The 25,608-nt window shown below is 44.2% G+C and carries 17 protein-coding genes and 1 pseudogene; 6 read left to right on the top strand and 12 right to left on the bottom strand.

Going from position 1 to position 25,608, the window contains the following annotated elements:
* Positions 1–116: 116 nt before the first annotated feature.
* From AC3CKG_RS01855 to AC3CKG_RS01810, 10 genes are all read right to left on the bottom strand, one after another.
* Positions 117–2,000, bottom strand: a complete 1,884-nt coding sequence (locus tag AC3CKG_RS01855) for a sensor domain-containing diguanylate cyclase (protein ID WP_488528732.1) — start codon at positions 1,998–2,000, stop codon at positions 117–119.
* A 113-nt stretch (positions 2,001–2,113) separates the two neighbouring features.
* Positions 2,114–2,608 (bottom strand): acetolactate synthase small subunit, encoded by a 495-nt coding sequence (gene ilvN, locus AC3CKG_RS01850; RefSeq protein WP_008219984.1) that lies wholly within the window; start codon positions 2,606–2,608, stop codon positions 2,114–2,116.
* A gap of 1 nt (position 2,609) precedes the next feature.
* A complete protein-coding gene (locus tag AC3CKG_RS01845; RefSeq protein WP_065105564.1) occupies positions 2,610–4,349 on the bottom strand; it encodes an acetolactate synthase 3 large subunit in 1,740 nt (579 codons plus the stop codon).
* A 460-nt stretch (positions 4,350–4,809) separates the two neighbouring features.
* Complete coding sequence (locus AC3CKG_RS01840) at positions 4,810–6,618, bottom strand: AMP-dependent synthetase/ligase (RefSeq protein ID WP_102384619.1); 1,809 nt, start codon at positions 6,616–6,618, stop codon at positions 4,810–4,812.
* Positions 6,619–6,819: 201 nt separating this feature from the next.
* Positions 6,820–7,779 (bottom strand): transcriptional regulator LeuO, encoded by a 960-nt coding sequence (leuO, locus tag AC3CKG_RS01835; protein ID WP_017109318.1) that lies wholly within the window; start codon positions 7,777–7,779, stop codon positions 6,820–6,822.
* Between the two features lie 346 nt (positions 7,780–8,125).
* The gene (locus tag AC3CKG_RS01830; protein WP_102536491.1) at positions 8,126–9,181 is read right to left on the bottom strand and encodes an MJ1255/VC2487 family glycosyltransferase; all 1,056 of its coding nucleotides are present in this window, start codon (positions 9,179–9,181) and stop codon (positions 8,126–8,128) included.
* Positions 9,182–9,275: 94 nt separating this feature from the next.
* Positions 9,276–9,800 (bottom strand): phosphatase PAP2 family protein, encoded by a 525-nt coding sequence (locus AC3CKG_RS01825; protein ID WP_488528731.1) that lies wholly within the window; start codon positions 9,798–9,800, stop codon positions 9,276–9,278.
* Positions 9,801–10,072: 272 nt separating this feature from the next.
* Positions 10,073–13,180, bottom strand: coding sequence for an efflux RND transporter permease subunit (locus tag AC3CKG_RS01820; protein WP_488528730.1), 3,108 nt, complete (start codon positions 13,178–13,180; stop codon positions 10,073–10,075).
* Positions 13,177–14,508, bottom strand: coding sequence for an efflux RND transporter periplasmic adaptor subunit (locus tag AC3CKG_RS01815; RefSeq protein WP_488528729.1), 1,332 nt, complete (start codon positions 14,506–14,508; stop codon positions 13,177–13,179). Before AC3CKG_RS01815 ends, AC3CKG_RS01820 begins: the two co-directional genes overlap by 4 nt.
* Positions 14,508–15,167, bottom strand: a complete 660-nt coding sequence (locus tag AC3CKG_RS01810) for a TetR/AcrR family transcriptional regulator (protein ID WP_009847815.1) — start codon at positions 15,165–15,167, stop codon at positions 14,508–14,510. The genes AC3CKG_RS01815 and AC3CKG_RS01810 overlap by 1 nt, the downstream gene beginning before the upstream one ends.
* A 569-nt stretch (positions 15,168–15,736) precedes the next feature.
* Between AC3CKG_RS01810 and leuA the strand changes: the two genes are divergently transcribed.
* From leuA to AC3CKG_RS01785, 5 genes and pseudogenes are all read left to right on the top strand, one after another.
* Positions 15,737–17,284 carry a 2-isopropylmalate synthase gene (leuA, locus tag AC3CKG_RS01805; protein WP_009847816.1) on the top strand — a complete coding sequence of 516 codons (1,548 nt, stop codon included), beginning with the start codon at positions 15,737–15,739 and terminating at the stop codon, positions 17,282–17,284.
* A 97-nt stretch (positions 17,285–17,381) separates the two neighbouring features.
* The gene (gene leuB / locus AC3CKG_RS01800; protein WP_017109323.1) at positions 17,382–18,473 is read left to right on the top strand and encodes a 3-isopropylmalate dehydrogenase; all 1,092 of its coding nucleotides are present in this window, start codon (positions 17,382–17,384) and stop codon (positions 18,471–18,473) included.
* A 117-nt stretch (positions 18,474–18,590) separates the two neighbouring features.
* Positions 18,591–20,003 carry a 3-isopropylmalate dehydratase large subunit gene (gene leuC / locus AC3CKG_RS01795; protein ID WP_054547852.1) on the top strand — a complete coding sequence of 471 codons (1,413 nt, stop codon included), beginning with the start codon at positions 18,591–18,593 and terminating at the stop codon, positions 20,001–20,003.
* Between the two features lie 14 nt (positions 20,004–20,017).
* Positions 20,018–20,620 (top strand): 3-isopropylmalate dehydratase small subunit, encoded by a 603-nt coding sequence (gene leuD, locus AC3CKG_RS01790; protein ID WP_428781019.1) that lies wholly within the window; start codon positions 20,018–20,020, stop codon positions 20,618–20,620.
* 156 nt (positions 20,621–20,776) lie between these two features.
* Positions 20,777–21,560 (top strand): annotated as a pseudogene (locus AC3CKG_RS01785) (DUF547 domain-containing protein).
* 101 nt (positions 21,561–21,661) lie between these two features.
* On the opposite strand, the gene AC3CKG_RS01780 reads toward AC3CKG_RS01785, so the two are convergent.
* Together AC3CKG_RS01780 and djlA are read right to left on the bottom strand one after the other, a co-directional pair.
* Positions 21,662–22,207 (bottom strand): DUF924 family protein, encoded by a 546-nt coding sequence (locus AC3CKG_RS01780; protein ID WP_488528728.1) that lies wholly within the window; start codon positions 22,205–22,207, stop codon positions 21,662–21,664.
* Positions 22,208–22,264: 57 nt separating this feature from the next.
* Positions 22,265–23,119 carry a co-chaperone DjlA gene (djlA, locus tag AC3CKG_RS01775; protein WP_102513548.1) on the bottom strand — a complete coding sequence of 285 codons (855 nt, stop codon included), beginning with the start codon at positions 23,117–23,119 and terminating at the stop codon, positions 22,265–22,267.
* A gap of 149 nt (positions 23,120–23,268) precedes the next feature.
* Between djlA and lptD the strand changes: the two genes are divergently transcribed.
* Positions 23,269–25,602 carry an LPS assembly protein LptD gene (lptD, locus tag AC3CKG_RS01770; RefSeq protein WP_488528727.1) on the top strand — a complete coding sequence of 778 codons (2,334 nt, stop codon included), beginning with the start codon at positions 23,269–23,271 and terminating at the stop codon, positions 25,600–25,602.
* Positions 25,603–25,608 lie beyond the last annotated feature (6 nt).

The following is a 25,608-nucleotide window of genomic DNA, read 5'->3' as shown; positions in this document are numbered from 1 at the left end:
ATTGTTCAGTGTTGATAGTAGATAAATTGCTCATTCAATAGAGATAAGTGAAGAGGGATAAGTCGGAGGAAGGATGAAGGTTTCATAGGTATTCAAACACGATTGAATACAGAGAATTAAGCGACATCAGCATGACTTGGGCACAAAGACACTGTATTGCGACCTGACGATTTGGATTCGTAGAGCCCAACATCGGCACATTTGTACGACCGAGTACTGTTACTGGTTAAATCCGTAAAGCCGACGCTTACTGTCACTTTAGTCCCCGCGGCTAGCTCTATCTCGATGCGTAAACGATCCAAAACGCGTTTTGCTTCAGGCAGAGTGGTGTGTGGCATCAGCAGCGCAAACTCCTCTCCCCCAACACGAGCGACAAAGTCAGTACTACGAAGGCTGTCCTGCAAAAGCTTGGCAACACCAGCAATCACACGGTCGCCTTCATCATGTCCAAGCTCGTCATTGATTCGCTTGAAGTTATCAATATCGACCAAAGCCAAGCAAGTCGTCGCTTCGTTAGGATAACGCTCAACCAAGCGAGAATAGTAAGCGAGCTGCTCTTCGAACTTGCGACGGTTCCAGAGGTTGCTCAAAGAGTCTCGCTCGCTTAGAACGCGTAAACGGACTTCAAGCTCTTTTCTCACCGAGATGTCGACCAGTGACGTAATGTAGTAACTGATTTTACCCGAGTTGTTTTTGACCGCGTGAACTCGCATGATCGCAGTAAAAGGAATACGAAGTTTGTTCTTACACAACACTTCCCCTTCCCAAACTTCTTCTTGCTCTAGGTGCTGCCAGATTGAATCACTAGAGAGTGTCTGCTCGGTATTTTCCAGAAGCAGTTGTAAGGCGTTCTGTCCAATGACTTGCTTTTTACTGTAACCCGTTATGTTTTCAAACTCGTTATTGATCATCATGGCACGATGTTGCTTATCAGAGATCATCACCGCTGACATACCATTCAATGCCGCTCGCGCTAATTTACTTTCTAAGCTGCGTCGTCGATAGTGAGTTACCAGATAAGCGAACGGAAAGGCAAAGATCAAAACAGTAAAGAGGACGATGATCTCTTCATGAGCAAGATCATTGAGATCGCGCTCTGCACGAGCAAGAAGCTGTTTTTCATTAAGTTGAATGAGCAAATGGACCTTTTGATTGTTCGCTAGCATAACCGTGTTAAACGCAAACAAATTACCATCCTCAAAAACGTGTCCCGCTTGCTCATTGGAGATTGCATCCCAAGTCTTCGGTGCGATGTTTTTTAGGTTGAAGCCTTTTCGTTCAGGAATAGAGTCGCCGAATAGCTTACCGCTGTTGTTACTCGCGATGTAATAACCAGCTTCATTGAGCACTTCTGCTTTAAGGTCATTATCAGGTGAAAAACTAAGACGTGACGATAAACCCCATACGTCGAGATTTATAACAAGGTAACCGACTCTTTTTTCAGGTGTTTCTACGGGAGTAAAGACACGAATTACCGGAATATAAGGCAAGATTACCTCACCATGCTCTGTTTCAAGTTCAATGCCCCAGCCGCCAATCTGCTCGGCTTCTGATTCTTGAGCATATTCGAAGTAGCTAGAGTCAGACTTATCTTGAAGCTCTTGAGGTATCGTTATATAGCCTGTTTCAGCGGAATAATTTACGCGTACCAGCTCTTTACCCGCGATATCTAACAGGTGGATCTGCGTATACCATTTCTGGTTCACTAGGACTGACTGCCAAACCTCTTCAAGTAGGTTTTTGGTTTGGTTAGATGGAAAAGAAGCAAAATCAACCAAGCTTTGACTGTGACTTAACAGCCCCATCACGGAGACTAATTGAGTCTTAAGAAGATCATAATCTCGTTTGGCATACGCTAACTGATGGACGGCTTGTTTCGCTGAGTAGTCGAAGCTCTGCTGTTTCACTTCTTGATAGCGTTGCAGGTAATAGAGACCTACAGCAGAAGACAGTGTGATAGAGATAATCAGCAATGTAATTATTGATTTTTTATTTCTCATTGCTAACTCAGGTGAATGGAAGTGAAGCGCGGGATTATAGCACTCTAAATAATGAACAAAATAAAAGCCGCTTAAAAAAGCGGCTTTAAAACTATTTTTCCAATAACGATCGCTTACGCTTTTAGTGCGCGCTCACCGCGAGCAATGCCAACGACACCACTTCGAGCCACTTCAAGCACTTCCGTTACCTCAGACAATGCCTGAATAAAAGCATCAAGCTTCTCGCTAGTACCGGCCATTTGCACCGTGTATTGCGAAGCCGTTACATCAACGATCTGACCACGGAAAATATCCGCGGTGCGTTTCACTTCGGCGCGAGCAAAGCCGCTAGCGCGTACTTTTACCATCAGAAGTTCACGCTCGATATGCTCAAGCTCAGACACTTCTTGTACCTTAAGTACGTCGATCAGTTTGTGTAACTGCTTCTGAATCTGCTCAAGCTGCATTTCGCTTGAGTTAGTGGTGACATTAAGACGAGAAAGCGTTGGATCATCCGTAGGAGATACATTCAACGACTCGATGTTGTAGCCACGCTGAGAAAACAAGCCAACCACTCGAGAAAGTGCACCTGGTTGGTTTTCCATTAATAGTGAAATGATGTGTCTCATATTATGTTCTCTCCGTTTTGCTTAGCCACATGTTATCCATACCCTCGCCTTTGATCTGCATTGGGTATACGTGCTCGGTGTCATCAACACTGATGTCGACAAATACCAGACGGTCTTTCATTGCTAATGCTTTTTCCAAGCCTGATTCCAATTCATCCGGAGATGAAATACGCATGCCAACGTGGCCATAAGCCTCTGCAATCGCAGCGAAATCAGGAACAGAGTCCATATATGAGTTAGAGTGACGACCTTGATAAACAATGTCTTGCCACTGTTTTACCATTCCTAAGAAACGGTTGTTCAGGTTAATGATCTTAACCGGAATATTGTATTGAAGCGCTGTCGATAGCTCTTGGATATTCATCTGAATACTGCCATCACCCGTTACAACAACCACTTCTTCATCTGGTTTAGCAAACTTAACGCCCATACCTGCAGGTAGACCAAAGCCCATCGTGCCTAAACCACCAGAGTTAATCCAACGGCGTGGTTTATCGAACGGATAGTACAGTGCAGCAAACATTTGGTGCTGACCAACATCCGAAGCAACATAGGCATCGCCATTGGTTACTTTATGAAGAGTTTCAATAACTTGCTGGGGCTTAATGCGCTCAGAAGATTTGTCATATGCTAAGCAATCACGTTCTTGCCATTGCTTGATTTCGCTCCACCAGCTTTCCATCGCTTGCGCGTCATTGGTTCCGCCTTGCTCAACAAGCAGGTTAACCATGCTCTCTAGTACTTTCTCAGCTGAACCTACAATTGGTAGATCCACTTTTACGTTTTTAGAGATAGAAGATGGGTCGATATCAATATGCATGATCTTCGCATCAGGGCAGTACTTGTCTAAGTTATTGGTGGTACGGTCATCGAAACGTACACCGATACCAAAGATCAAGTCCGCATTGTGCATCGCCATATTGGCTTCATACAGACCATGCATACCCAACATACCCAAAGAGTTTTTATGAGTACCCGGGAAAGCCCCAAGCCCCATTAAGGTGCTTACGACTGGTAAATTCAGTGCTTCTGCCAATTTTAACAGCGGCTTATCTGCCTCAGAAATAACCGCACCACCACCGACGTAAAGCACCGGTTTTTTCGCTTCAAGAAGTGCCTTTAATGCCTTCTTGATCTGTCCTTTATGCCCAGTAAGCGTTGGATTATACGAACGCATTTTTATTGTTTCTGGATATTCATAAGGAAGTTTGATTTGTGGGTTTAGAATATCTTTAGGCAGATCGATAACCACAGGACCGGGACGTCCTGTCGTTGAAATATAGAATGCTTTTTTAACAACGTCTGGGATATCTTCCGCTTTCTTAACGAGGAAGCTGTGTTTAACGATCGGACGGGATACACCCACGATGTCACACTCTTGGAAGGCGTCGTTACCAATCAAGCTATTTGGTACGTTACCAGAAATAACAATCATTGGAATTGAGTCCATGTACGCCGTAGCAATACCCGTTACGGTATTGGTCGCGCCCGGACCAGAACACACAAGTACCACACCCGGTTTACCGGTCGAACGAGTATAGCCATCTGCCATATGGGTAGCGGCTTGTTCGTGTCGTACTAATACGTGTTTAATTTCAGCAGTTTTAGCATGCAGGGCATCATAGATATCAAGTACAGAACCACCTGGGTAACCAAAGATTTGTTCTACACCCTCTTCAATTAGAGACTGCACCACCATCTCAGCGCCGGATAACATTGCTGTTTCAGGTTTTGTTGTCATATTGCTCTCCTCACCAGTTTCCAATCACATTTGGTGAACATGTTGGGCTGGTTTTACATAGTCTAGGGCTTATTCGTAGCCTAATTCGAAATACTTCCACTTTTTCGGCTATGGCTGTCTGTCGTGATAACAACAAACAGTAATACGAAACAACTTTAACGCTTTATTATCATCTGGTCTAACACCAGAGATCCGACAATTATGTCAAAAAACCAACTATTAGCTGAAAGCATCAAAGAAAACCCAAGACAAAGCCAATAGTTAGATTTAAAAACTAGTTAACACCTAAAAAAAAGAGCTAAATATTCAAATGAATCGCAGTTTATCGATTAATTACACCCTTATTGATGTGCGCTTTCGCACATTGTGCTGTGTCAGTAGGCATAAAAAATCCCCCTAAAAATGCAATCGCATTCGTAGGGGGATTTTTAAACAACTGAAAATTTATCTAAGCAGAAAACTACTTATCTTTAGGCTTTTCATTGTACATTTCTTCGATTTCGTCTTGATACTTATCGTTGATAACTTTACGACGCAATTTTTGAGTAGGCGTCAGTTCGCCATCATCCATAGAAAATGCTTTTGGCAACAACTTGAATTTCTTCACTTGTTCAAACTTAGCCAACTCTTGCTGCAGGTCATTCACGCGCTTCTCTAGCATCTCGACAATTTGGTGATGTTTAACAAGCTCAACACGGTCGTGATACTTGATATTCAGTTCTTTGGCATACTCTTCTAGCGAGTCATAACAAGGAACAATCAATGCAGAAACGAATTTGCGTGTATCAGCGATAACAGCAATCTGTTCGATAAAGTGATCTTTACCAATCGCACCTTCCACCACTTGCGGTGCAATGTACTTACCGCCAGAGGTTTTCATTAACTCTTTGATACGGTCGGTAATGAACAGGTTTCCATTTTCATCAAAATGACCCGCATCGCCGGTTTTCAGGAAGCCGTGCTCATCAAAAGTCTTCGCTGTCTCTTCTGGCATCTTGTAATAACCGCGCATCACCATTGGGCCACGAACAAGAATCTCGTTCTTCGCACCAATTTTCACTTCTGCGCCTGGCATCGACATACCAATAGAATCAGGGTTAAAACAACGATCATCCCAGCATGATACTGTCGCCGTTGTTTCTGTCATACCGTAGCCAAGTTTTACGTTGATACCAATAGCATGGAAGAAGCGACCAATGGTTTCATCCAGCTTCGCACCACCACATGGCATGAAGTTAATGTTGCCACCTAGCAATGCTCGAAGTTTAGAGAGCACAAGCTTATCGGCTAGCGCATGGCTCTTCTTCAACATTAACGATGGTGTGCGACCTTCTTGGTGACAAACAGAGAGCTTAGCCCCCATGTTCACAGCCCAAGTAAAGAGCACTTTACGGATAAACGGTGCTTTCGATACCTTCTCGTGAATCGCTGAGAAGATCTTCTCGTAGAAGCGAGGAACTGCAGACATAACCGTTGGTTTAACGTCGCTCAACGCATCACGAACTTGCATAGTGTCTTGCAGATAGCAATTGGTTGCGCCTTTATAAAGGACATAGAAAGTCCAAGCGCGCTCAAATACATGTGATAAAGGTAAGAAGCACAGTGAGACATCGTCTTTAGTCAGGCTAAGACGCTCATCGTGGCCTTCTAGTTGATAGCCAATATTAGTGTAATCAAGCATTACGCCTTTCGGCTGGCCTGTAGTACCAGAGGTATAGATGAGAGTGAGTAGATCATCCATGCTTGCAGCTGCGAGGCGAGCGTCAAGTTCAACTTGTTGAGCTTCAGCCCCACGCGCCATAAAATCTTGCCAAGACACAGCAAAACTGTGCTCTTGAGTATCGATGTCATCAGACATAGCGACGATGATTTCAAGCTGTTCACACTCTTCGAAGATGTTAACAGCAGCATCAAACTGAGCTTGCTCACCAACAAATAAGATCTTCACATCCGCATTCTGGATAATGTAAGAAGACTGTGCAGCGGTGTTCGTTGGGTAAATCGGTACTGTCACAAGACGAGCTTGTAAGGATGCGAAATCTGCCACAGTCCACTGAGGCATATTATTGGAATAGATACCGATCTTATCTTGAACTCTCAATCCTTGAGCTAACAATGCTAATGAAAGCGTATCGATTTGCTGTCCAAATTGTTCCCAGCTAATACCTTGCCATACATTGTCTACTTTGTGCTTCAAAGCTGTACGGTTGCCACCTTGGGCAATCTGGTCACGAAGTCTTTTTACGATATGAAAATCTAAATTGGCCATCTCTTTACCTTTGGCTTACACCTGTAAGCTTTTTTGAGCGCACAAGTGTACCTCTGATCATGGAAAAGGCAACTGATGAAGCTCAAAGTTATAAGTAATAGTACGTCTCACGCTAAGTTTTCTATCAACAAAAATAGCAGGTACAAAAAAGCCCCAAGCCAGAGTCCCAGCTTAGGGCTTACAAATCATAGGGATTAGTGCTTATTTAAGCGCTACAACTTCGCCACAGATCATCATTAATTGATCTCGTAACCAAATGTGTCCTTTATCCTTTTCACTTGATTCGTGCCAGCTTAGGAAGCCAGAAATTGCCGCATTATCGAATGGGAAATCTAGAATCTGAAGCTGATCTTTGTTCGCTGCATGCTCAACCATCCAACGAGGAGCAATCGTCACAAGCTCAGATTGACCAACAACGTAAAGTACGTTGCTTAAGCTCGTACCTTCGTAGAAAGGTGTGCAATCTAGGTCACGGTACGCTTGCTCAGAGAAGCTACGTTGACCATGAATACGAGACAGTTTTGCGTGTTTTTCGTTAAGCAGCTCTGCCGCTGACACTTCACCGTTGATACGTGGGTGAGAAGCAGAAGCGACAACAACTAATTCGTCTTGGAAGATCTCAGTGCTTGAGAAGCCTTGCTCATCAAAGCGAGCGTAATCAATCACGAAGTCGATTTCTTGGTAGCGCATACGCTCAGAAAGTTGACGATCAAATTCAGCATCCATGTGTAGTTTAACGCTAGGTGCTTGGTCGTTAATTGTCGACATGATCTTAGGAGCAAAACGCATGTCACATGGGCTGCAAATCGCAAGTTTAAACAGGCGAGAAGAAGACTCAGGAGAGAACACAGAACTTGGTAGTTCGTTGCGCACTAATTGTAGAGCTTGGCGGATTGGACCAAACAATTGACGAGCACGTTGAGTCGGCTGAATACCACGACCTTGACGCATGAATAGTTCGTCGTTAAACATCACTTTTAGACGAGCAACTGCGTTACTTACCGCTGGCTGAGACATGCCCAGATTGTGAGCTGCACGCGTAATGTTTTGCTCTTGCATTACTGCATCAAATACAGTCAAAAGGTTTAAGTCTACTCCACGAAGTGTGCTTTCCATTCTGTAGCTTGCAATTGCACTCATTGCGTCTTTTTTCTCTAACATTCAAGTTGCCTCTTGTCGGTTCGACAGCGTTAAATTGGTAATGGTATGGGAATAGATAACCACTAATTCTTATATTTATCAGACCGATGTTTTTCGGATTACCACTACTATTAACCAATACTTCGCACGCTACCAACAAGATTGATAAAGAATAATTTTATTTTACCTTAATGATTAAATAACATCTAAAAATCAATTATTTATAGAGTTATAAAAAAACATAAAATGCTGCACTTATGAGTTTCATTTCGACTTATTTAGCTGTTCTATCGTTTGGTTACATTTGTTACAATTTATTGAACCCGTGAATTGTTTGACTGGCCGATTCAGAAATAACACTTATGAGTTAAGTGAGTGATGCATAACTTGGGAAATCAACCTTGTCCCAAAGCTGCTTTCTTAGGTCTTCCTGATTCGACCAATTCCCCGCTAATACCCACTCTGCAATCGCACTGGCGACGTCGGGATAAGTGACGACCTCAGCCTGTTTTTCATTGAGCCATTCACGCAACGTCGCTGCATCCAAAAAGCTCATTGTTTGCGCCAGCCCTAATGCCTCCAGCGTAGCGACATTACTTTGCTGTTCAAACTGCCCTTCAAGCGGTTTAAGAAGCAGTTTTTTACCCAAGGTTAAGGCTTCAGATGGCAATTCAAAACCACCATTAGCCACCACTCCTGAGCACTGATTGAGGTCGAATTGAAAGCCGGCATGACTGAGTGGTTTGAACTCAATATTTTCAACTCGGCTTTGCTCAATAACATTCGGGTGATAGCAGACAAAGTTGTGAGAAATGAACTTCATCAGAAGCTCCGAAATCGCTTCTAGATCTTCAAACGGCAAGTAGACCAAAGTGAAATCTTGCGGTGCTTTGGTTTTCTGATCACCAGTGAGCGTATGAACGATAGGTGGCAATATCGGCTGTTCAAAGTGGTACCAGTGCAAACCAATAGCATGCTCTGTTGGCGCAAAATGCTGAATAACAGAATGTTCAATCCAGTTGCCCCCTTCTTTAGGCACATCATAACGGAATGCATTTTGGTGGCTTATTCCAATACACGGGACACCTTGTTTTTTGGCAGCCCAAGCGGTTACCGGTTCGAAGTCATTCAATACCAAATCGTAAGGTGTAAGATCGATCTGCTTCATTTCCTTAAGGAATCGCCACATACTATTTTTGATGAAGGTCTTGGAGTATTTAACCTTACCTTGCTCACTGTAAAAGGTGAGTCCATGGCGGGTTTGATAGTTGCCAAACTCTTCCATAGAAAAGTACTTATTCTCATCCCTTCCAGAAAATAGGAAGTCGACATCAATATTATGTTGGCGAAACGCGACAGCCATTGCTCTTGCACGAGCGATGTGACCATTCCCAGTGCCTTGTACGCCATATAAAATTTTCATTCAGGTTCCTTGAAGATTAACAATTCGAGCTCGGCTGTCTTTGCCTGTGTCTTTTTAATATGAACAACAGAACAAACCGACATACGACTAAGCGCTATAAAATGAAGTAAATGGCTAGGCTTGTGCACGCTATACCTAGCGCTGCACCAATTAAGACATCCGTTAAAAAGTGCACACCGAGTAGGATTCGAGAGCCAGCAATCGCTGTCGCCCAAGTCAAGCTAAAGAGATAGAGACTTGGATAAAAATGTCCGATTAGAGTCGCCATAACAAATGCAGCAGCGGAATGCCCAGAAGGCAGGCTGTATTTATCTGATGGCACAATGTGAGAGTGGAGCAATGAAGAGAATTCAGCGGGTCTGCGGCGCTTTAGGGTGTTTTTGGCTAACCAATAAATCGGCAGCTCTATCGCAAAAGCGGCTAGACCAACCATTAAAAATTCACGACCTGTATAGCCATCAGCTAACAGCGCAATCAGAGCGATCAGCACATATAAGTGACCATCCCCAGTATGAGACACCGCTTTACTCAGTGTTGCATGTTGCCCGCTATAACGGTTCTTCAAACAGAAAACAGAAAATGCCACATCCCAGCGAACAATAGGTTCGATAGTACGCATACGATCTCCTTAACAATCCTTATTCAGTTAAGGCTCAAGGTATGCCCCTGAAATGACAGTTAGGTGACGTTTTGAATGAACTAAAATGAATTTTGAAGCGAATTAACCGCTTTCACTAAGTAAGCTGATGGGAGCCAAGAAGTTGCCGATAAAAATAAAGCGACCCAAGGCCGCTTTATTCTTCTATGCTTTGCTTCTTTATATAAGCAAACAAACGCTACTTCTATCGTGCTAATAGTTATAGAGCTCGCTAATGATAATAGCGCTAAAGGTTATAGCGCTAATGGCTCATGCTTTTTCACCAACCCAAAGTCCGCCAATATCGCGTAAGCGGCAGGGATCATAAACAGCACCAGTAAGGTTGAAGCAAATATGCCAAACACGATCGAAATAACCAATGGTTGGATAACCTGAGCCTGCAAGCTGGTTTCCGTCAACAGCGGTAGCAAACCAGCAGCGGTCGTCATTGATGTCAAAAATACCGCACGGAAACGCTCGCGACTGGCTTTCACCACCGAGTCATGCACGCTATCTCCCTCATCGACATGGTGACGAATATATTGCACCAACAAGATGGAATCATTGACCACGATCCCGGCAAGCGACACAAAGCCCATCATGCTCGGCATACTTAACGCGTGCCCTAACAGCCAGTGACCAACAACTACCCCAATGAAGGCCAGTGGAATGGCTAACATTACGACCACAGGTTCCAAGTAGCTTCGGAACTGATAACTCAGAATCGCAAACACACCGAATAAACCCAGTAGGAAACCTTTACCCATCGAAGCTCCGGTCTTCGCGGCATCTTTGGCTTCACCTTCAAAATCAAAGCGTAATCCTGGGTACTTTTGCATAAGCTTGGCTGCTTCATCTTTTTGGAACTGAGCCAAAATCGCTGATGAGCTCGCTTTCTTGTTATCAATATCACCAAAGATACTGATGGTTCTCAACCCATCAATACGTTGGATTCGTACGTAGTTACGTTGGAAATCTAGCGTTGCCAATGTCGCTAGCGGAATCTGGCTGCCATCTGCAGTGATGATTGGGAAGTTAGCCAGTTGCTGTAAATCGCCAGCCTGTTCTTTATCAAGGCGTACCTCAATCGAAATGTTCTCGACCCCAATTTGGATTTCGTCCGCAGTCTGACCAAAGAAGGCTGCACGCAATTGGGAAGCAATCATCTGCCCATTCACATTGTAGGTTTCCGCACCTGGGCGAAGTTTAACTAAGATCTCTTCCTTACCCATACGCATGTCATCAAGCACACCATGCACACCATCAAACTGATTAAGGTATTCCTGAATATCCAAAGAAGCCGATTTCAATGCAGCAAGATCATCATGTTTGGCGCGGATCTCGATAGCACGACCACCCGGTCCCATCGTGGGCTGTTTGAAAACCAGCGAGATAGGATCCGCCAAATCGCCGATGTCTTCCCGCCATGCATCAATAAAATCATCGATCACCGTGTTGCGACTCTCTGCACCACGCAAGTCTAAGCGCACAGTGGCTAAGTGTGGGCCTGATTCATTGGCATCTGCGTTTGCATTGAATTGGCTGGTGATATGCTCAACCAATTTATTACCGTCCTCAACCTCTTCACTCCACTGCTCATTCAAACGTTCAGCAGATGCGACTATTTTATCGACGACTTTCTCGGTTTGAGACAGCGATGCGCCCGGTGGAAGAATGATGCGAGCCTCGGCAATATCACCATCCAGTTCAGGGAAAGGTTGGAACTTAACAACGCCACCAGCAATCAAGGCTACTGAAAGCAACAGCAGAGTCAGCACTCCGCCCATAAAGGCGTAGCGGAACGTCACGACCTTCTCAACCATGTTCATCAAAGTTGTATTGCGAAAGTTCTCAAACTTCTCTAACAACACGACTTTAAAGCGCAGCGCTGGCTTGTCATTTTTTTCTTTGTGTAATGAATGAGATAAGTGATTTGGTAGAATAAGAAACGCTTCGATTAAGCTCAGCGACAACACCAAGATAAGCACCTGAGGCACCGCTTTAAGCACCGCGCCCATTTCCCCATCAAGGAACAGTAAGCTACCGAAAATACACACCGTGGTTAAGAAAGAAGACAGGACTCCGGGAAGCACTTTCTTTACGCCGTTGTACACCGCATCATCGACGCTTTGTCCTCGGTCTAAGTGGGAGGCTATCGATTCGGCTATCACGATGGCGTCATCCATCATGATACCAATCGCCATTAATAAACCGACCAGTGACATAATGTTGATCGACAAGCCCAAGTTAGCCATTAAGAACAAGCCACCAAGGAAGGCTACCGGCAAACCTGCCGCAACCCAGAATGAATAACGTAAACTGAAGAACAACCACATGGTGGCGAACACCAGCACGATACCTTGCCAGCCATTACGCACCATCATGGTTAGACGATCCCAAAGTACCGACGAGAGATCATTGGTCATTTGCAGTGTCACACCATCGGGGGCAATCGCGCTTTGATCTTCAACGAATCGCGTCACGTTCTCTTTGATTCGTAACGCATCATCTTCTTTATTCTTACTGATCTTCAACAGAGCAGATGGCTTACCATCAAACAGAACCTTCTGTTCATCCAGTTCAAAGCGATCGGTGATCTTGGCAATATCCCTCAAACGGATCACCGATCCATTCGGCGCAGATCCAACCACGATACTCTCTAATTCAACCGGCGTAATTCGTCTTTCATCAAAGCGAATCAAGAAGTTTTTGTCTGGTGTTTCAACGTTACCACTCGGTAGCTTTACATTCTGTCGACCAATTTGGTCTGCGATATCGCCGACACTCAAACCTAACTGACGAATGGCTTGGGTATCCAGTTCGACACGATATTGGTGATCGGAAAAACCACTGACTTCGACTAAAGAGACATCGTAATCGAGCTTCATGGTACGTTTGAGGTCTTCGGCGTAAGCTTTGAGTTCAGGCCATGAGGTTTCGGCTGTAATCGCGATATCAACTACCGGTTCATTCCAATCCAACTCTTGAACAACCGGAGATTCAATCTCGCTCGGGAAATCATTGATCGAGTTGATCTGAGTTTGCACGTCCACCAGCATTCGGCCAATATCCGCTTTCTCATTGAGTTTCAGAATAAGACGAGCACTGCCTTCTATCGCCTCACATTGAGTTTCTTCAATGTTGGCCAGACCATCGACGGCATCTTCCATTCGTACACACAAGCTCTCTTCCACTTCTTGTGGTGATGCACCGGGATAAACGATCGCCGCCATAATGTAAGGTGGGTCATAGGCGGGAAAGGTTTCGCGCTTGATGGTCGATAATGAGGTCAAACCCATGATCAACAAACCAAGCATCAATAAGTTTGCAGCCGTCGGGTGTCGGGAGAAGAACCGAATCATGACGCATTCTCCTGCACATCCGCTGCTAGTTCATGAGAGTTTGACTCTTTGAGCAGCATGCCTTCAATCGCAGGTAAAACGTCATTAAGAATGAGCTTATCACCCGCGTGCAGTTCACCATCCACCACCACTTGGTTATCTCGGCGATAAAGCACTTCAACATTCACCACTTGTAAGCGCTGGCTGTCATCCATCAGATAAACCTTATCACCGTGCAGAGCGCGCTCTGGGACAACCCAGCTAAGGTTGGCCAAGCCTTCGATCTCCGCTTTGACGAACATGCCATTGACCAAAGGCGTGGCACTGCTTGGCTGCAAAGCTGCATAATCTTGACCAATTTCAAGAATGATCCCTGCTGTGGCTTGGTTCTCATCAACAGTTTCACTGATCCTCGCCACCTTTGCAGGCCAATTGAGGTTAAGGCTGCCACTGTTTAACTGAATACTTGCTTTGATCGGCGCTTCATAAGGGTTTGGTATGCCTGCGGCATCACGAGGGAATTGAGTAAAGCTTGAGGCTAAAGTTTGCATATCGTGAATAGAAAGTTGCGCCTCCACTTCCATAACTTTAATCCCGTGAGCAACAAACATCTCTTGCTGAAGATTAACCACTTGGTTTTGTTCAATATCGACCTGAGCTATTCGCATTGCTCTAGGCAAAGTAATGGTCGTTTTATCCAAAGAGCGTTGCGCCTCTTTCACTTTAGAGACATTCACCTTAATCACGGCTTCCGCAACACGCTTTTCATCTGGCATCAATGCAATTTGGTTATCAATATCCAATACAAGTTTCTGTTGAGACAACGCACTTTGCTGCTGCAGATCGACATCAGACTGAGAGGTGAGCCCTTTCTTACGCAGATCTTGTTTACGTTGCAGCTCTTTATTGCTGATCACTAAGCGGTTCTTTTCGATCTTTAGGGTCTGCTTAAGGTTATCTTCCTCTTGGTTTAACTTAGCTAATGAGGTCTGGCTTGATTTAAGATCCGCTTCGGCTTGTACCAGCTTTAACTCGTAATCTAAGGGATCGATCTTAAGTACCTCAGTACCCGCTGGAATTATCTGCCCTTTTTCTAGGTCTGGATGTCGATAAACAATCTGCCCTGTCACCTCGGCGATGGCTTTCCATTCAACTTTAGGTACTACTTTGCCAAAGCCCACCGCCAACGGCGCGATCATTTGTTGTTCTAAACTGACGGTTTCGACTAGACGCGCCCTATCTCCCGCGGGCTTAGTCGGCAGATCCGGCTTTAAGCTAATCGCAGTCACAAGGCCGATGACACCAACCGCAAGTGCTGGAAAGAAGAGTAGTTTTTTATTTATTTTCATTATCTTTTGTCCTGCACTGCAGAAGGGCTCGGTGCGTTGATAAAGCCTTCGGTCATCAATTGAATGTTGTGTTCGATTAAACGGTTAAGAAATTCTTCATTAATCTCAATACCATGGATTGCTAATAGAGGGGGCGGAGCAATGAAGGGAAACACCATCAAGCTTATATACGAAACTCGACACAATTTTGGATCCATGTTCTGTTTTAAGATGCCTTGTTCAACCAGCTTTTCAAAAATGACATCTTGGGCTGGCTTGGCGACATCGAGAAAAACCTTTTCGAGCAACTCTCTTTGCACTTCAGAGGGAGGCATATTCATCACTTGAGCAATCAAGCGAGGAAACTTGGGGACCTTGACCATCTCTTTGTAGTAAGTCCGCATTAAATCAAGAAAGTTCTCATGGCTGCTTTCTTCAACCAATCTCTGCATTTGCAATTGCATCGGTCGTAGCGTTTCACGCAGCATCGCCTCAAATAATCCAGCCTTACTGCCAAAGTAATAACGGATCATCGCAATGTTGACACCCGCACGATCAGCAATCAAGCGTGTCGATACCTTGTCGTATGACTGAACGACAAACAGATCGCGAGCATGCTCAATCAATAGTTGTCGAACATCTAAGTTCTGTTGAGGTCGCCCCGCTTTTCGTGCCGTCATGGCATCAACCTATCTCTATAATTAATCATTCGATTAATTATAGAGATAAACAGGCATAACAGTAGAAGATTAATTACTCACTATTTAATCAAATGATTAATTAAATCGAACCATACTTTTAATTCTGTTGGTGAATCGTTCCATTAAAAAGATTTACTACAAAGTTTTAACCTACACATCAACCAAACGATAAACTAACCCGCCAATACAAAACCACCATTTAGTCGATCTAGCTAACACTTAAACAAAAAACAGCATAAACCAAACCAAAACACTGCCAATGTACGCTGATATTGGATTTTCTTGTTTGACGCTCAGAATAAATTACGGTAAATATGGTGTTAACAGTTTATTTACGGATATTTGTGTAATGATTTTTTCTTCTTCTCTACTGCTGAAACTTCTCCTTATCGTGAACCAATCGCGCGGGTAAGTTGTGGGTCAAGAACTACACAAATATTAAAACCCGCACTGAGCGGGTTTTTTTGTAACTGGCACTTTTAAAAGAACATCATTCTTAATAATAATTTGGATAGCAATCGATTCATTATCGATATAAGGAAGCACCCATGAACGATCAAGTAATAATTTTTGATACTACCTTACGTGACGGCGAGCAAGCATTGGCTGCAAGCCTTACGGTAAAAGAGAAGTTACAGATCGCTTATGCTCTTGAGAGACTGGGTGTAGATGTTATCGAAGCTGGCTTCCCTATTTCTTCTCCAGGTGATTTTGAGTCAGTACAAACCATCGCTAAGCACATCAAAGACAGCCGTATTTGTGCACTTTCTCGTGCCGTAGCGAAAGATATCGATGCCGCTGCAGAAGCGCTTAAAGTGGCTGACCAGTTCCGTATTCATACCTTCATCTCAACATCAACGGTTCACGTACAAGACAAATTACGCCGCAGCTACGACGATGTAGTAGAGATGGCGGTAAAAGCTGTCAAACACGCTCGTAACTATACCGATGATGTTGAATTCTCATGTGAAGATGCCGGTCGTACCCCTATCGACAACCTATGTCGTATGGTTGAAGCCGCGATTAACGCAGGCGCTAAAACCATCAACATTCCAGACACGGTGGGCTATACAGTACCGAATGAGTTTGGTGGCATTATCAAAACGCTATTCGATCGCGTACCCAACATCGACCAAGCGATCATCTCTGTTCACTGTCACGATGACTTAGGTATGTCGGTTGCAAACTCAATTGCTGCTGTGCAAGCGGGCGCTCGCCAAATTGAAGGCACAATCAATGGTATTGGCGAACGTGCAGGTAACTGTTCTCTAGAAGAAATCGCAATGATCATCAAAACTCGTCAAGAGCTTTTGGGTGTTCACACAGGCTTGGATCACAAAGAGATTCACCGTACCAGTAAGTTGGTAAGCCAGCTTTGTCACATGCCAATTCAAGACAACAAAGCAATCGTAGGTGCTAACGCATTCAGCCACTCTTCAGGTATTCACCAAGATGGCATGCTTAAGAACAAGAACACTTACGAGATCATGACGCCTGAGTCTATTGGCTTGAAAAACAAAGCCTTAAACCTAACAAGCCGTAGTGGGCGAGCGGCTGTTAAGAGCCACATGGACGCTATGGGTTATAAAGACAATGAGTACAACCTAGATTCATTGTACGAAGACTTCTTGAAGCTTGCAGACCGTAAAGGACAAGTGTTCGATTACGACCTAGAAGCATTAATGCACTTCGCGAATCTACGTGATGAAGATGACTTCTATAAACTTAACTACCTAAGCGTACAATCTGGTAGTGTTATGTCTACCACCAGCATCAAACTGCAATGTGGTGATGAAGAGAAATGCGAAGCCGCTGTCGGCAATGGTCCTGTTGATGCTTTATACCAATGTATCTACCGCTTAACAGGCTACGAAATCGCGTTAGATAAGTTCGACCTTACTGCAAAAGGTGAAGGCGAAGATGGCTTAGGTCAAGCTGACATCATTGCTAACTATAAAGGCCGTAAGTACCACGGTACGGGCGTTTCAACCGATATCGTTGAAGCTTCTGGTCAAGCGTTGCTACACGTTATCAATAGCATTCAACGCGCAGACACCATTGCTGAAATGAAGCAGCAAAAATTCGCGACAGTTTAAGACCCCAATAACAGAGCCCTAGAGCCGATGTTGTTGGCTTTAGGGACAAAATTTAAAACGAGCCAAGCAGCTCAGTAACAAGAATTAAAGGATTAACATGACAGATAAATCATACAAAATTGCCGTACTACCTGGTGATGGCATTGGCCCAGAAGTAATGCAACAAGCACACAAAGTGCTAGACGCGATTGAAAAGAAACACGCAATTAGCTTTTCTCGCGAAGAGTATGATGTTGGTGGTATCGCAATTGATAACCACGGCTGTCCACTTCCAGAAGCAACAGTTGCAGGCTGTGAAGAATCTGACGCGGTACTTTTTGGCTCTGTCGGCGGCCCTAAATGGGAACACCTTCCACCAAACGACCAACCTGAACGTGGCGCCCTACTTCCGCTACGTAAACACTTCCAACTGTTCTGTAATCTACGTCCTGCGCAAATCCACAAGGGTTTAGAGTCTTTCTCTCCTCTACGTGCTGATATCTCAGGAAACGGGTTCGACATCGTTGTTGTTCGTGAACTAACAGGCGGTATCTACTTCGGTCAACCTAAAGGTCGTGAAGGCGAAGGCGCAACAGAGAAAGCCTTTGATACTGAGGTTTACCACCGTTACGAAATCGAACGTATTGCAAAGATTGCGTTTGAATCTGCACGTCTACGTAACAAAAACGTTTACTCAATCGATAAAGCGAACGTTCTACAAAGCTCTATCCTATGGCGTGAAGTGGTTGAAGAAGTAGCGAAAGACTACCCAGATGTGAAACTAAGCCACATGTACATCGATAACGCGACCATGCAGCTAATCAAAGATCCATCTCAGTTTGACGTGATGCTTTGTTCTAACATCTTCGGGGACATCATCTCTGATGAGTGTGCAATGATCACAGGCTCTATGGGCATGCTTCCTTCTGCAAGCTTGAACGAAAGCAACTTCGGCTTATACGAACCAGCAGGTGGCAGTGCTCCAGATATCGCAGGTAAGAACATCGCGAACCCAGTCGCGCAAATTCTTTCTGCTGCGCTAATGCTTCGTTACAGCCTAGGTGAAGAAGCTGCAGCGCAAGACATCGAAACAGCGGTATCTAAAGCACTTTCTGCAGGTGAGCTAACTGCAGACCTTGCAGGCAAGAACCAAGCGCTGACAACCTCAGAAATGGGTGACAAGATCGCTGAGTACATCTTAGCTTCATAAGCTAGATACTTAGATTAGAAGCAAGTACATAAGAATAATATCAAGCCAAGTCAGCGTAAACCGCATGACTTGGCTAGAAACAAACACTGGGACTGATGCTCCCAAGGAAGAAAAGCTATGTCGACAAACCAGCAAGCAAAAACCTTATACGAAAAAGTTTATGACGCTCACGTTGCGGTTGCAGCGAAGGGCGAAACGCCAATTCTTTATATCGATCGCCACTTAGTCCACGAAGTAACGTCGCCACAAGCCTTTGATGGCCTGCGTGAAAAAGGCCGTAAAGTTCGCCAAGTAGGTAAAACTTTTGCGACCATGGACCACAACGTATCGACACAAACTAAAGACATCAACGCTTCTGGCGAGATGGCTCGTATCCAAATGGAAACGCTATCGAAGAACTGTGAAGAGTTTGGTGTCACGCTTTACGACTTAAACCACAAATACCAAGGTATTGTGCACGTAATGGGCCCTGAGCTAGGTATTACGCTACCGGGCATGACCATCGTATGTGGTGACTCACACACGGCAACACACGGTGCATTTGGCTCATTAGCATTCGGTATCGGTACTTCAGAAGTTGAGCACGTTCTAGCAACTCAAACGCTAAAACAAGCTCGCGCTAAAACCATGAAGATCGAAGTAAAAGGCAAAGTCGCTGAAGGCATTACAGCAAAAGACATCGTACTCGCGATCATCGGCAAGACAACAGCCGCTGGCGGTACAGGCTACGTAGTTGAATTCTGTGGTGAGGCAATTACTGACCTTACAATGGAAGGTCGTATGACGGTATGTAACATGGCAATCGAGCTTGGCGCTAAAGCAGGCTTAATCGCTCCAGATGCAACGACATATGAATACATTAAAGGTCGTAAGTTCTCTCCACAAGGTGAAGACTTAGAAGCAGCAATCCAATACTGGGATACGTTAAAAACCGATGCTGATGCAGAGTTCGATGCGGTTGTTACACTAGAAGCAGCAGACATCAAACCACAAGTGACTTGGGGCACTAACCCAGGCCAGGTTATCTCGGTAGACACACCAATCCCTGCACCAGAAAGCTTCGCAGATCCTGTTGAAAAAGCTTCAGCAGAAAAAGCGCTGGCTTACATGGGCCTTGAAGCGGGTAAATCACTATCGGATTACAACGTCGATAAAGTCTTCGTAGGTTCTTGTACTAACTCGCGTATCGAAGACATGCGTGCAGCAGCAGCGGTAGCGAAAGGCCGTCAAGTAGCGAAACACGTTCAAGCGCTTATCGTTCCGGGTTCTGAGCAAGTTAAAGCACAAGCTGAAGCTGAAGGCTTAGATAAGATCTTTATCGAAGCAGGCTTTGAATGGCGCCTACCGGGTTGCTCTATGTGTCTTGCCATGAACAACGACCGTTTAGGTCCACAAGAGCGCTGTGCTTCTACATCAAACCGTAACTTTGAAGGTCGCCAAGGCCGTGATGGTCGTACGCACCTAGTTAGCCCAGCAATGGCAGCCGCAGCAGCAATCGCTGGTCACTTTGTCGATATTCGTGAACTTTAATTAGAGGATTTAACATGTCAGGTTTTCAACAACACACCGGATTAGTCGTTCCTCTAGATACGGCCAACATCGATACTGATGCGATCATTCCAAAGCAGTTTCTACAGAAAGTGAACCGTATCGGTTTTGGTAAGCACTTGTTCCACGACTGGCGCTTCCTTGATGATGCAGGCCAACAACCAAACCCTGAGTTTGTAATGAATGCACCACGCTATAAAGGCGCTTCAATTCTACTGGCTCGTGAAAACTTCGGTTGTGGTTCATCTCGTGAGCACGCACCTTGGGCGCTTGCCGATTACGGTATTCAAGTGATGATCGCGCCAAGCTTTGCTGATATTTTCTACGGTAACTCGATCAACAACCAGATGGTGCCAGTTCGTCTTACAGAGCAGGAAGTCGATGAACTATTCCAGTTCGTTGAGGCAAACGAAGGCGCTGAGATCGACGTTGATTTAGAAGCAATGAAAGTCAGTGCGAATGGAAAAAAATACTCGTTTGAGATTGATGAGTTCCGTCGTCACTGTTTGCTGAATGGCCTAGATAACATCGGCCTAACGCTTCAACACGCAGATAAGATTTCAGAGTTTGAAGCTAAGATTCCTAGCTTCCTAAAATAATGAGACGTTTCTGAATAAATCTAAAGGTTGGCCAAGTGCCAACCTTTTTTATTTGGCTAAGCTTTTAACTTAACTTCATATGTTTATTTAAATGAAGAGCAATGAAAGAAAATGGTAAGCCTTAAGGTCTTAGTAGTCAGTCATCAGGAGAATGCCATGAAACAACTACTTTTTATTGTCAGCCTACTTTTCTCAACCTTAGCTTGGTCTGCGCCTAAATCTGATCTTTGGCCATACTGGAACCAAAGCAATGAAACCAACCAAGAACAGGTATCTCATCAAGATTGGCAGCTATTCCTCGACAACTACTTAGTTCAACAAGATCAAAATACCCTGAGTTCGCTACCAAGCAGTGAACACTGCCGATAAGACCAAACTCAAGCAGTACATCAAGAGATTAGAACAGGTTAATCCGCTCGGCTATTCAAAAGCGGAGCAGTATGCCTATTGGGTTAATCTATACAACGCCGTGACTGTCGATTTAATTCTTGATGCCTACCCAATAAAATCCATCACCAAGCTCGGCGGACTGTTTAGTTTTGGACCGTGGGGAGATGATGTAGTAATCGTTAACGGGAAATCACTAACACTCAATGATATTGAACATCGAATCCTAAGACCGATTTGGCAAGATCCGCGCACGCATTACGCGGTGAATTGCGCGAGTTTAGGTTGCCCTAACTTACAGCCTCAGGCCTTTACTGCTGACAATACAGAAATGCTACTAGAACAAGCGACGACCGAGTTTATAAACAGTGATAAAGGTGTGCTAGTCAACAGCAATGATCTTGAATTGTCATCCATTTACGAATGGTTTGCTGTGGATTTTGGTACAGAGAAACAACTCATTCATCACTTAGATCAGTATCGAACTCAACCTGTCACTAATACTAATAAAATCAGCTATGACTATGATTGGTCGCTTAACCAAGCAAACTAGTTTTAACGTTAAAACTCATGAATGAAGCTAAACAAAAAAGAGACTAGAGGTTTTTATTAACCTCTAGTCTCTTTTTTATCTATTGAACCGGATTTCTACAATTAAAAGCTTGAGCCCGGTTGCTGTAAGAACTCAACCTCTTCGGGAGTCGAAGCTCTCCCTAACACCTCATTACGGTGAGGATAGCGACCAAAACGCTCGATGATGACCTTGTGCTTAAACTCAAAATCCAAGTTATTCTCTAAGCCTGTCTGGGAAAAAAGCATCACAGCCTGTTCATGCATCAGCAAAGACTCACTGTGCATATAAGGCATATACAGGAAGCTTTTTTGTTGCTCGTTAAGCTGGTGATCAAAGCCACCCGCTACAGCCTCTTGGGCTAGAACTAACGCCATAGGATCAGCCGAAAAAGCTGTCGGACTGTTTCTGCCAATATTTCTAGAAAACTGATCAAGCACGATAATCTCTGCCAACCGCCCTTGTGCGTTTTGTCTCCATTCAAATAGCTCACCTTGAACGGCTGCTTTATGCAGTTCAGAAAATCGAGACTCTATCAAAACATCAATTTCTTCGCCGCCAGTAAACCAGTCTTTTGGCGTCAATTCATCGAACCAAAACTCTAGAACATCCTTATACGTTACCGTCATATAATTCCCTTTAATAAAAACCGAATCATTTAATCGTATGACTCGGTCTATGTTCAACTACTTAAAACCTTTGACCTTCTTTATTAGGTCATAAGCATTTTGAATTTCTTGTGACTTCTCTTTCGCGACGTTCATCATCTCTGGCGGTAACCCCTTAGCCATCAGTTTATCTGGGTGATGTTCATTCATCAGTTTACGGTAGGCTTTCTTCACCTCTTTACCATCAGCACTTTCACTCACACCAAGAACCTTATATGCGTCGCCAAGCTGATTCTGTTGTGAAGCTTGTTGCCAACCTGATGATTGTCCATGCCCTTGATGCCCACCAAAGCTTCCACCTTGCTGTTGAAAACGGAATGCAGCTTCTTGCATCTGTAAACGACGCTCTAGCTGTTCTGCAGAAAATCCAAGGCCTTGCGCTATCTTATGCAGAACTTGGCGTTCACTCGGGTGCAAGCTGCCATCAGCAAATGCCGCAGATACCTGTAGCTCTAAAAAGAACTGCAGAAGATCAAAACGGCCGCCCGATGAGATCTTCACACGCTCAAGCACATCGCTTAACGGGAAGTCACTTTCTTTACCGTCACGGAAGGCATCTTGGGCAGCTTTTCGTTGCTCGCCATGCAGGTTCATACGCTCCATCATTGTAGAAGCGAGCTGAATCTCTTCAGGTGTTACCTGGCCTTTGGCCTTAGCAACATGTCCCATAACCGAAAAAGCCGCTTTAAAGAACTCGTTTTGCCTTTCTGCTTGGCTTGGTCCACGACCAAAACCAGAACTATTGAACCCCGATTGGTTTAAACGTCGAGCCTTATCAAATTGATGCCCCAAAAATAGGCCAAAAACTAAACCAAGCGGACCTCCAAATAAAAAGCCAAAAAAAGCGCCCAAAATTTTGCCAAATATTTGCATTATGTGTTCTCTATCTATGAATTTTATCTGAGTAACGCTGTCTGATGATGCTGAATGCTAATATTTCCTTTATCATAAGGAAAATGCTTTATTAATTGGATTGATACTAGATCAACCCTTCATCTAGTGACACAGGATAGTTCAACTTCATGCAATCTTTTTCCCGCACCTTGTTAGCCGCGTCTATAAGTACGGCATTATACGTGTCGACAACTCAAGCTGAAACAATCACCGATAGTAGTGTGCAGGAAATGCCCTCTATAGATCAATGCTTGATCGAACCCGCAGCCGAAAACGAGACACAACTGCCCGCTCATGTGGAATCAGATCGCTTAGAGGCTATCAATGGTGACAAGGCAATATATTCAGGTGATGTAAGAGTTACGCAAGGAAACAAAACAATCCTTGCTGATAATGTAACGCTTCACCAACAAGAAAACATCGTTGTAGCTGAAGGCAACGTAAACTTTAGTGACGGTCAAATTAAGTCTATCTCAGACAAGGCGACCAATAATCTCACTACCGATGAAATGACGCTAGAAAATACCGACTATGAATTTCTTTGCGAACCAGGTCGAGGTAATGCGGTATATATTGCGAAAACAGGCAAGGCGGTTTATGAGATAGAAGATGGTTCGATCACCTCTTGCCCTATCGGTGATAACGCTTGGCGTCTAAGAGCATCGAGCATCAGCGTCGACCAAGACGAAGAGCAAGCCACTTTTTACAATCCACGTTTTGAAATTCAAAGTGTCCCAGTATTTTACTTACCGTACTTAACCGTACCAGTCGGCGACACACGTAAAACTGGTTTCTTGTATCCAACCGTCTCTTACGGTTCAAGCGATGGTTTTGAAGCAGAAGTTCCCGTTTACTGGAACTTAGCGCCAAACTACGACTTGGAAACCACCTTCAAATACATGCAAGAACGTGGCACTCAGCTCAACAGCGAATTTAGGTATTTGAGCGATTTTGGCTCTGGCAGCATTGAATCTGAATACTTACCTGACGACCAGAAATATTCAGAGAAAGGTGACCGTTGGGGCTTTCAACTCCAACATTCAGGGATCTTTCAGCAATCTTGGTTATTTGAAGTCGACTACTCTAAAGTCAGCGATATCGATTACTTTACTGACTTAAGTTCTGGTATTGGTAACCGTGAAGATGGACAACTGCTTCAGGAAGGACAAGCGACATACCGTTCACAAAACTGGGATGCCTCAGTACTTGTCCGTGATTTCCAAGTCCTAACAGAAAATAACCAACCATACCGACTAATGCCACAACTCGAGTATAACTACTATGCTCCGGAGGTCATGGATTACCTCGATTTCGACCTTATCAGTCATGTTTCAGTATTTGATACTGATGCATCAAACAAGCCATCTGCGACCCGTGTACACGTAGAGCCAGGAATTACGATCCCTGTAGGAAATACTTGGGGTACCTGGACAACGGAAGCTCGATTGCTTGGTACTTATTATCAACAAGATCTAGATGGCGTTGATACAGCAAGTGACGAATACAAAGATTTAGAAGAATCAGTAAGCCGAGTTATCCCTGAATTTAGAAGCCACGCTGGTATCGTTCTAGAACGAGATACCACAATTGTCGGCAACTATACTCAAACACTAGAGCCCCAGGTTCAGTACTTATACGTTCCAGAAGAAGATCAAAGCGAAATTGGTCTTTACGACACAACGCTACTGCAGACCGACTACTATGGTCTATTTAGAAGCCGTAAATACAGTGGTGTAGACCGCATAGCTGCTGCAAATCAAGTGAGCTACGGTGCATCATCGCGCTTCTTTGATGATGAATATAAAGAACGACTTAATATATCTTTTGGTCAAATTTTCTATTTTGATAAAGACACAAAACAAACTTTAAGCAACGAAGACTCCAGTGAAAAAACTAATTATTCATCTTGGGCAATTGAAATGGACTTCAACTACGATGATTACCTTTTTTACCATGGCGGAGTGCAATACGATATTGATACCACTGCGATGCAGCTTGCAAACAGTACGTTAGAATACCGTTTTGCTGGTGGTTACATCCAAACCAACTATCGCTATGTTACAGAGGAATATATTGAGGATAATGTAGGCGAAAGTATAAATGTTGGTTCAATAACCAGAGATGGTATCTCGCAAGCCGGTTTGCTTGGTGCTTACCAGATTTCGCGGAAGTGGAATGCCAGTGCTCAATATTTCTATGATTTAACCACACAAGAGAATCTAGAGTGGTTGGCTCGCTTGAACTATAAATCGGATTGTTGGTATATCGGATTTACGTATAGTAACCAGCTGACAAATAATATTAGTGACCCAAATACTACGCCTGAATATGAAAATAACTTTGGTGTGAATTTCGGTATTATTGGCTTTGGTACTAACCTAGGCTCTGATTCAGGTGCTGTTGGGGATAGTAGTTCAGACAACTCATTGAGCTATGGTCGCCCATTCTTCTTAAACAACTAATTTTCT

It is taken from the genome of Vibrio sp. QJM3NY_15 (assembly GCF_057785995.1).
Note: the sequence above shows the minus strand (reverse complement) of the source record. Positions and strands in the feature narration are given on the sequence as shown.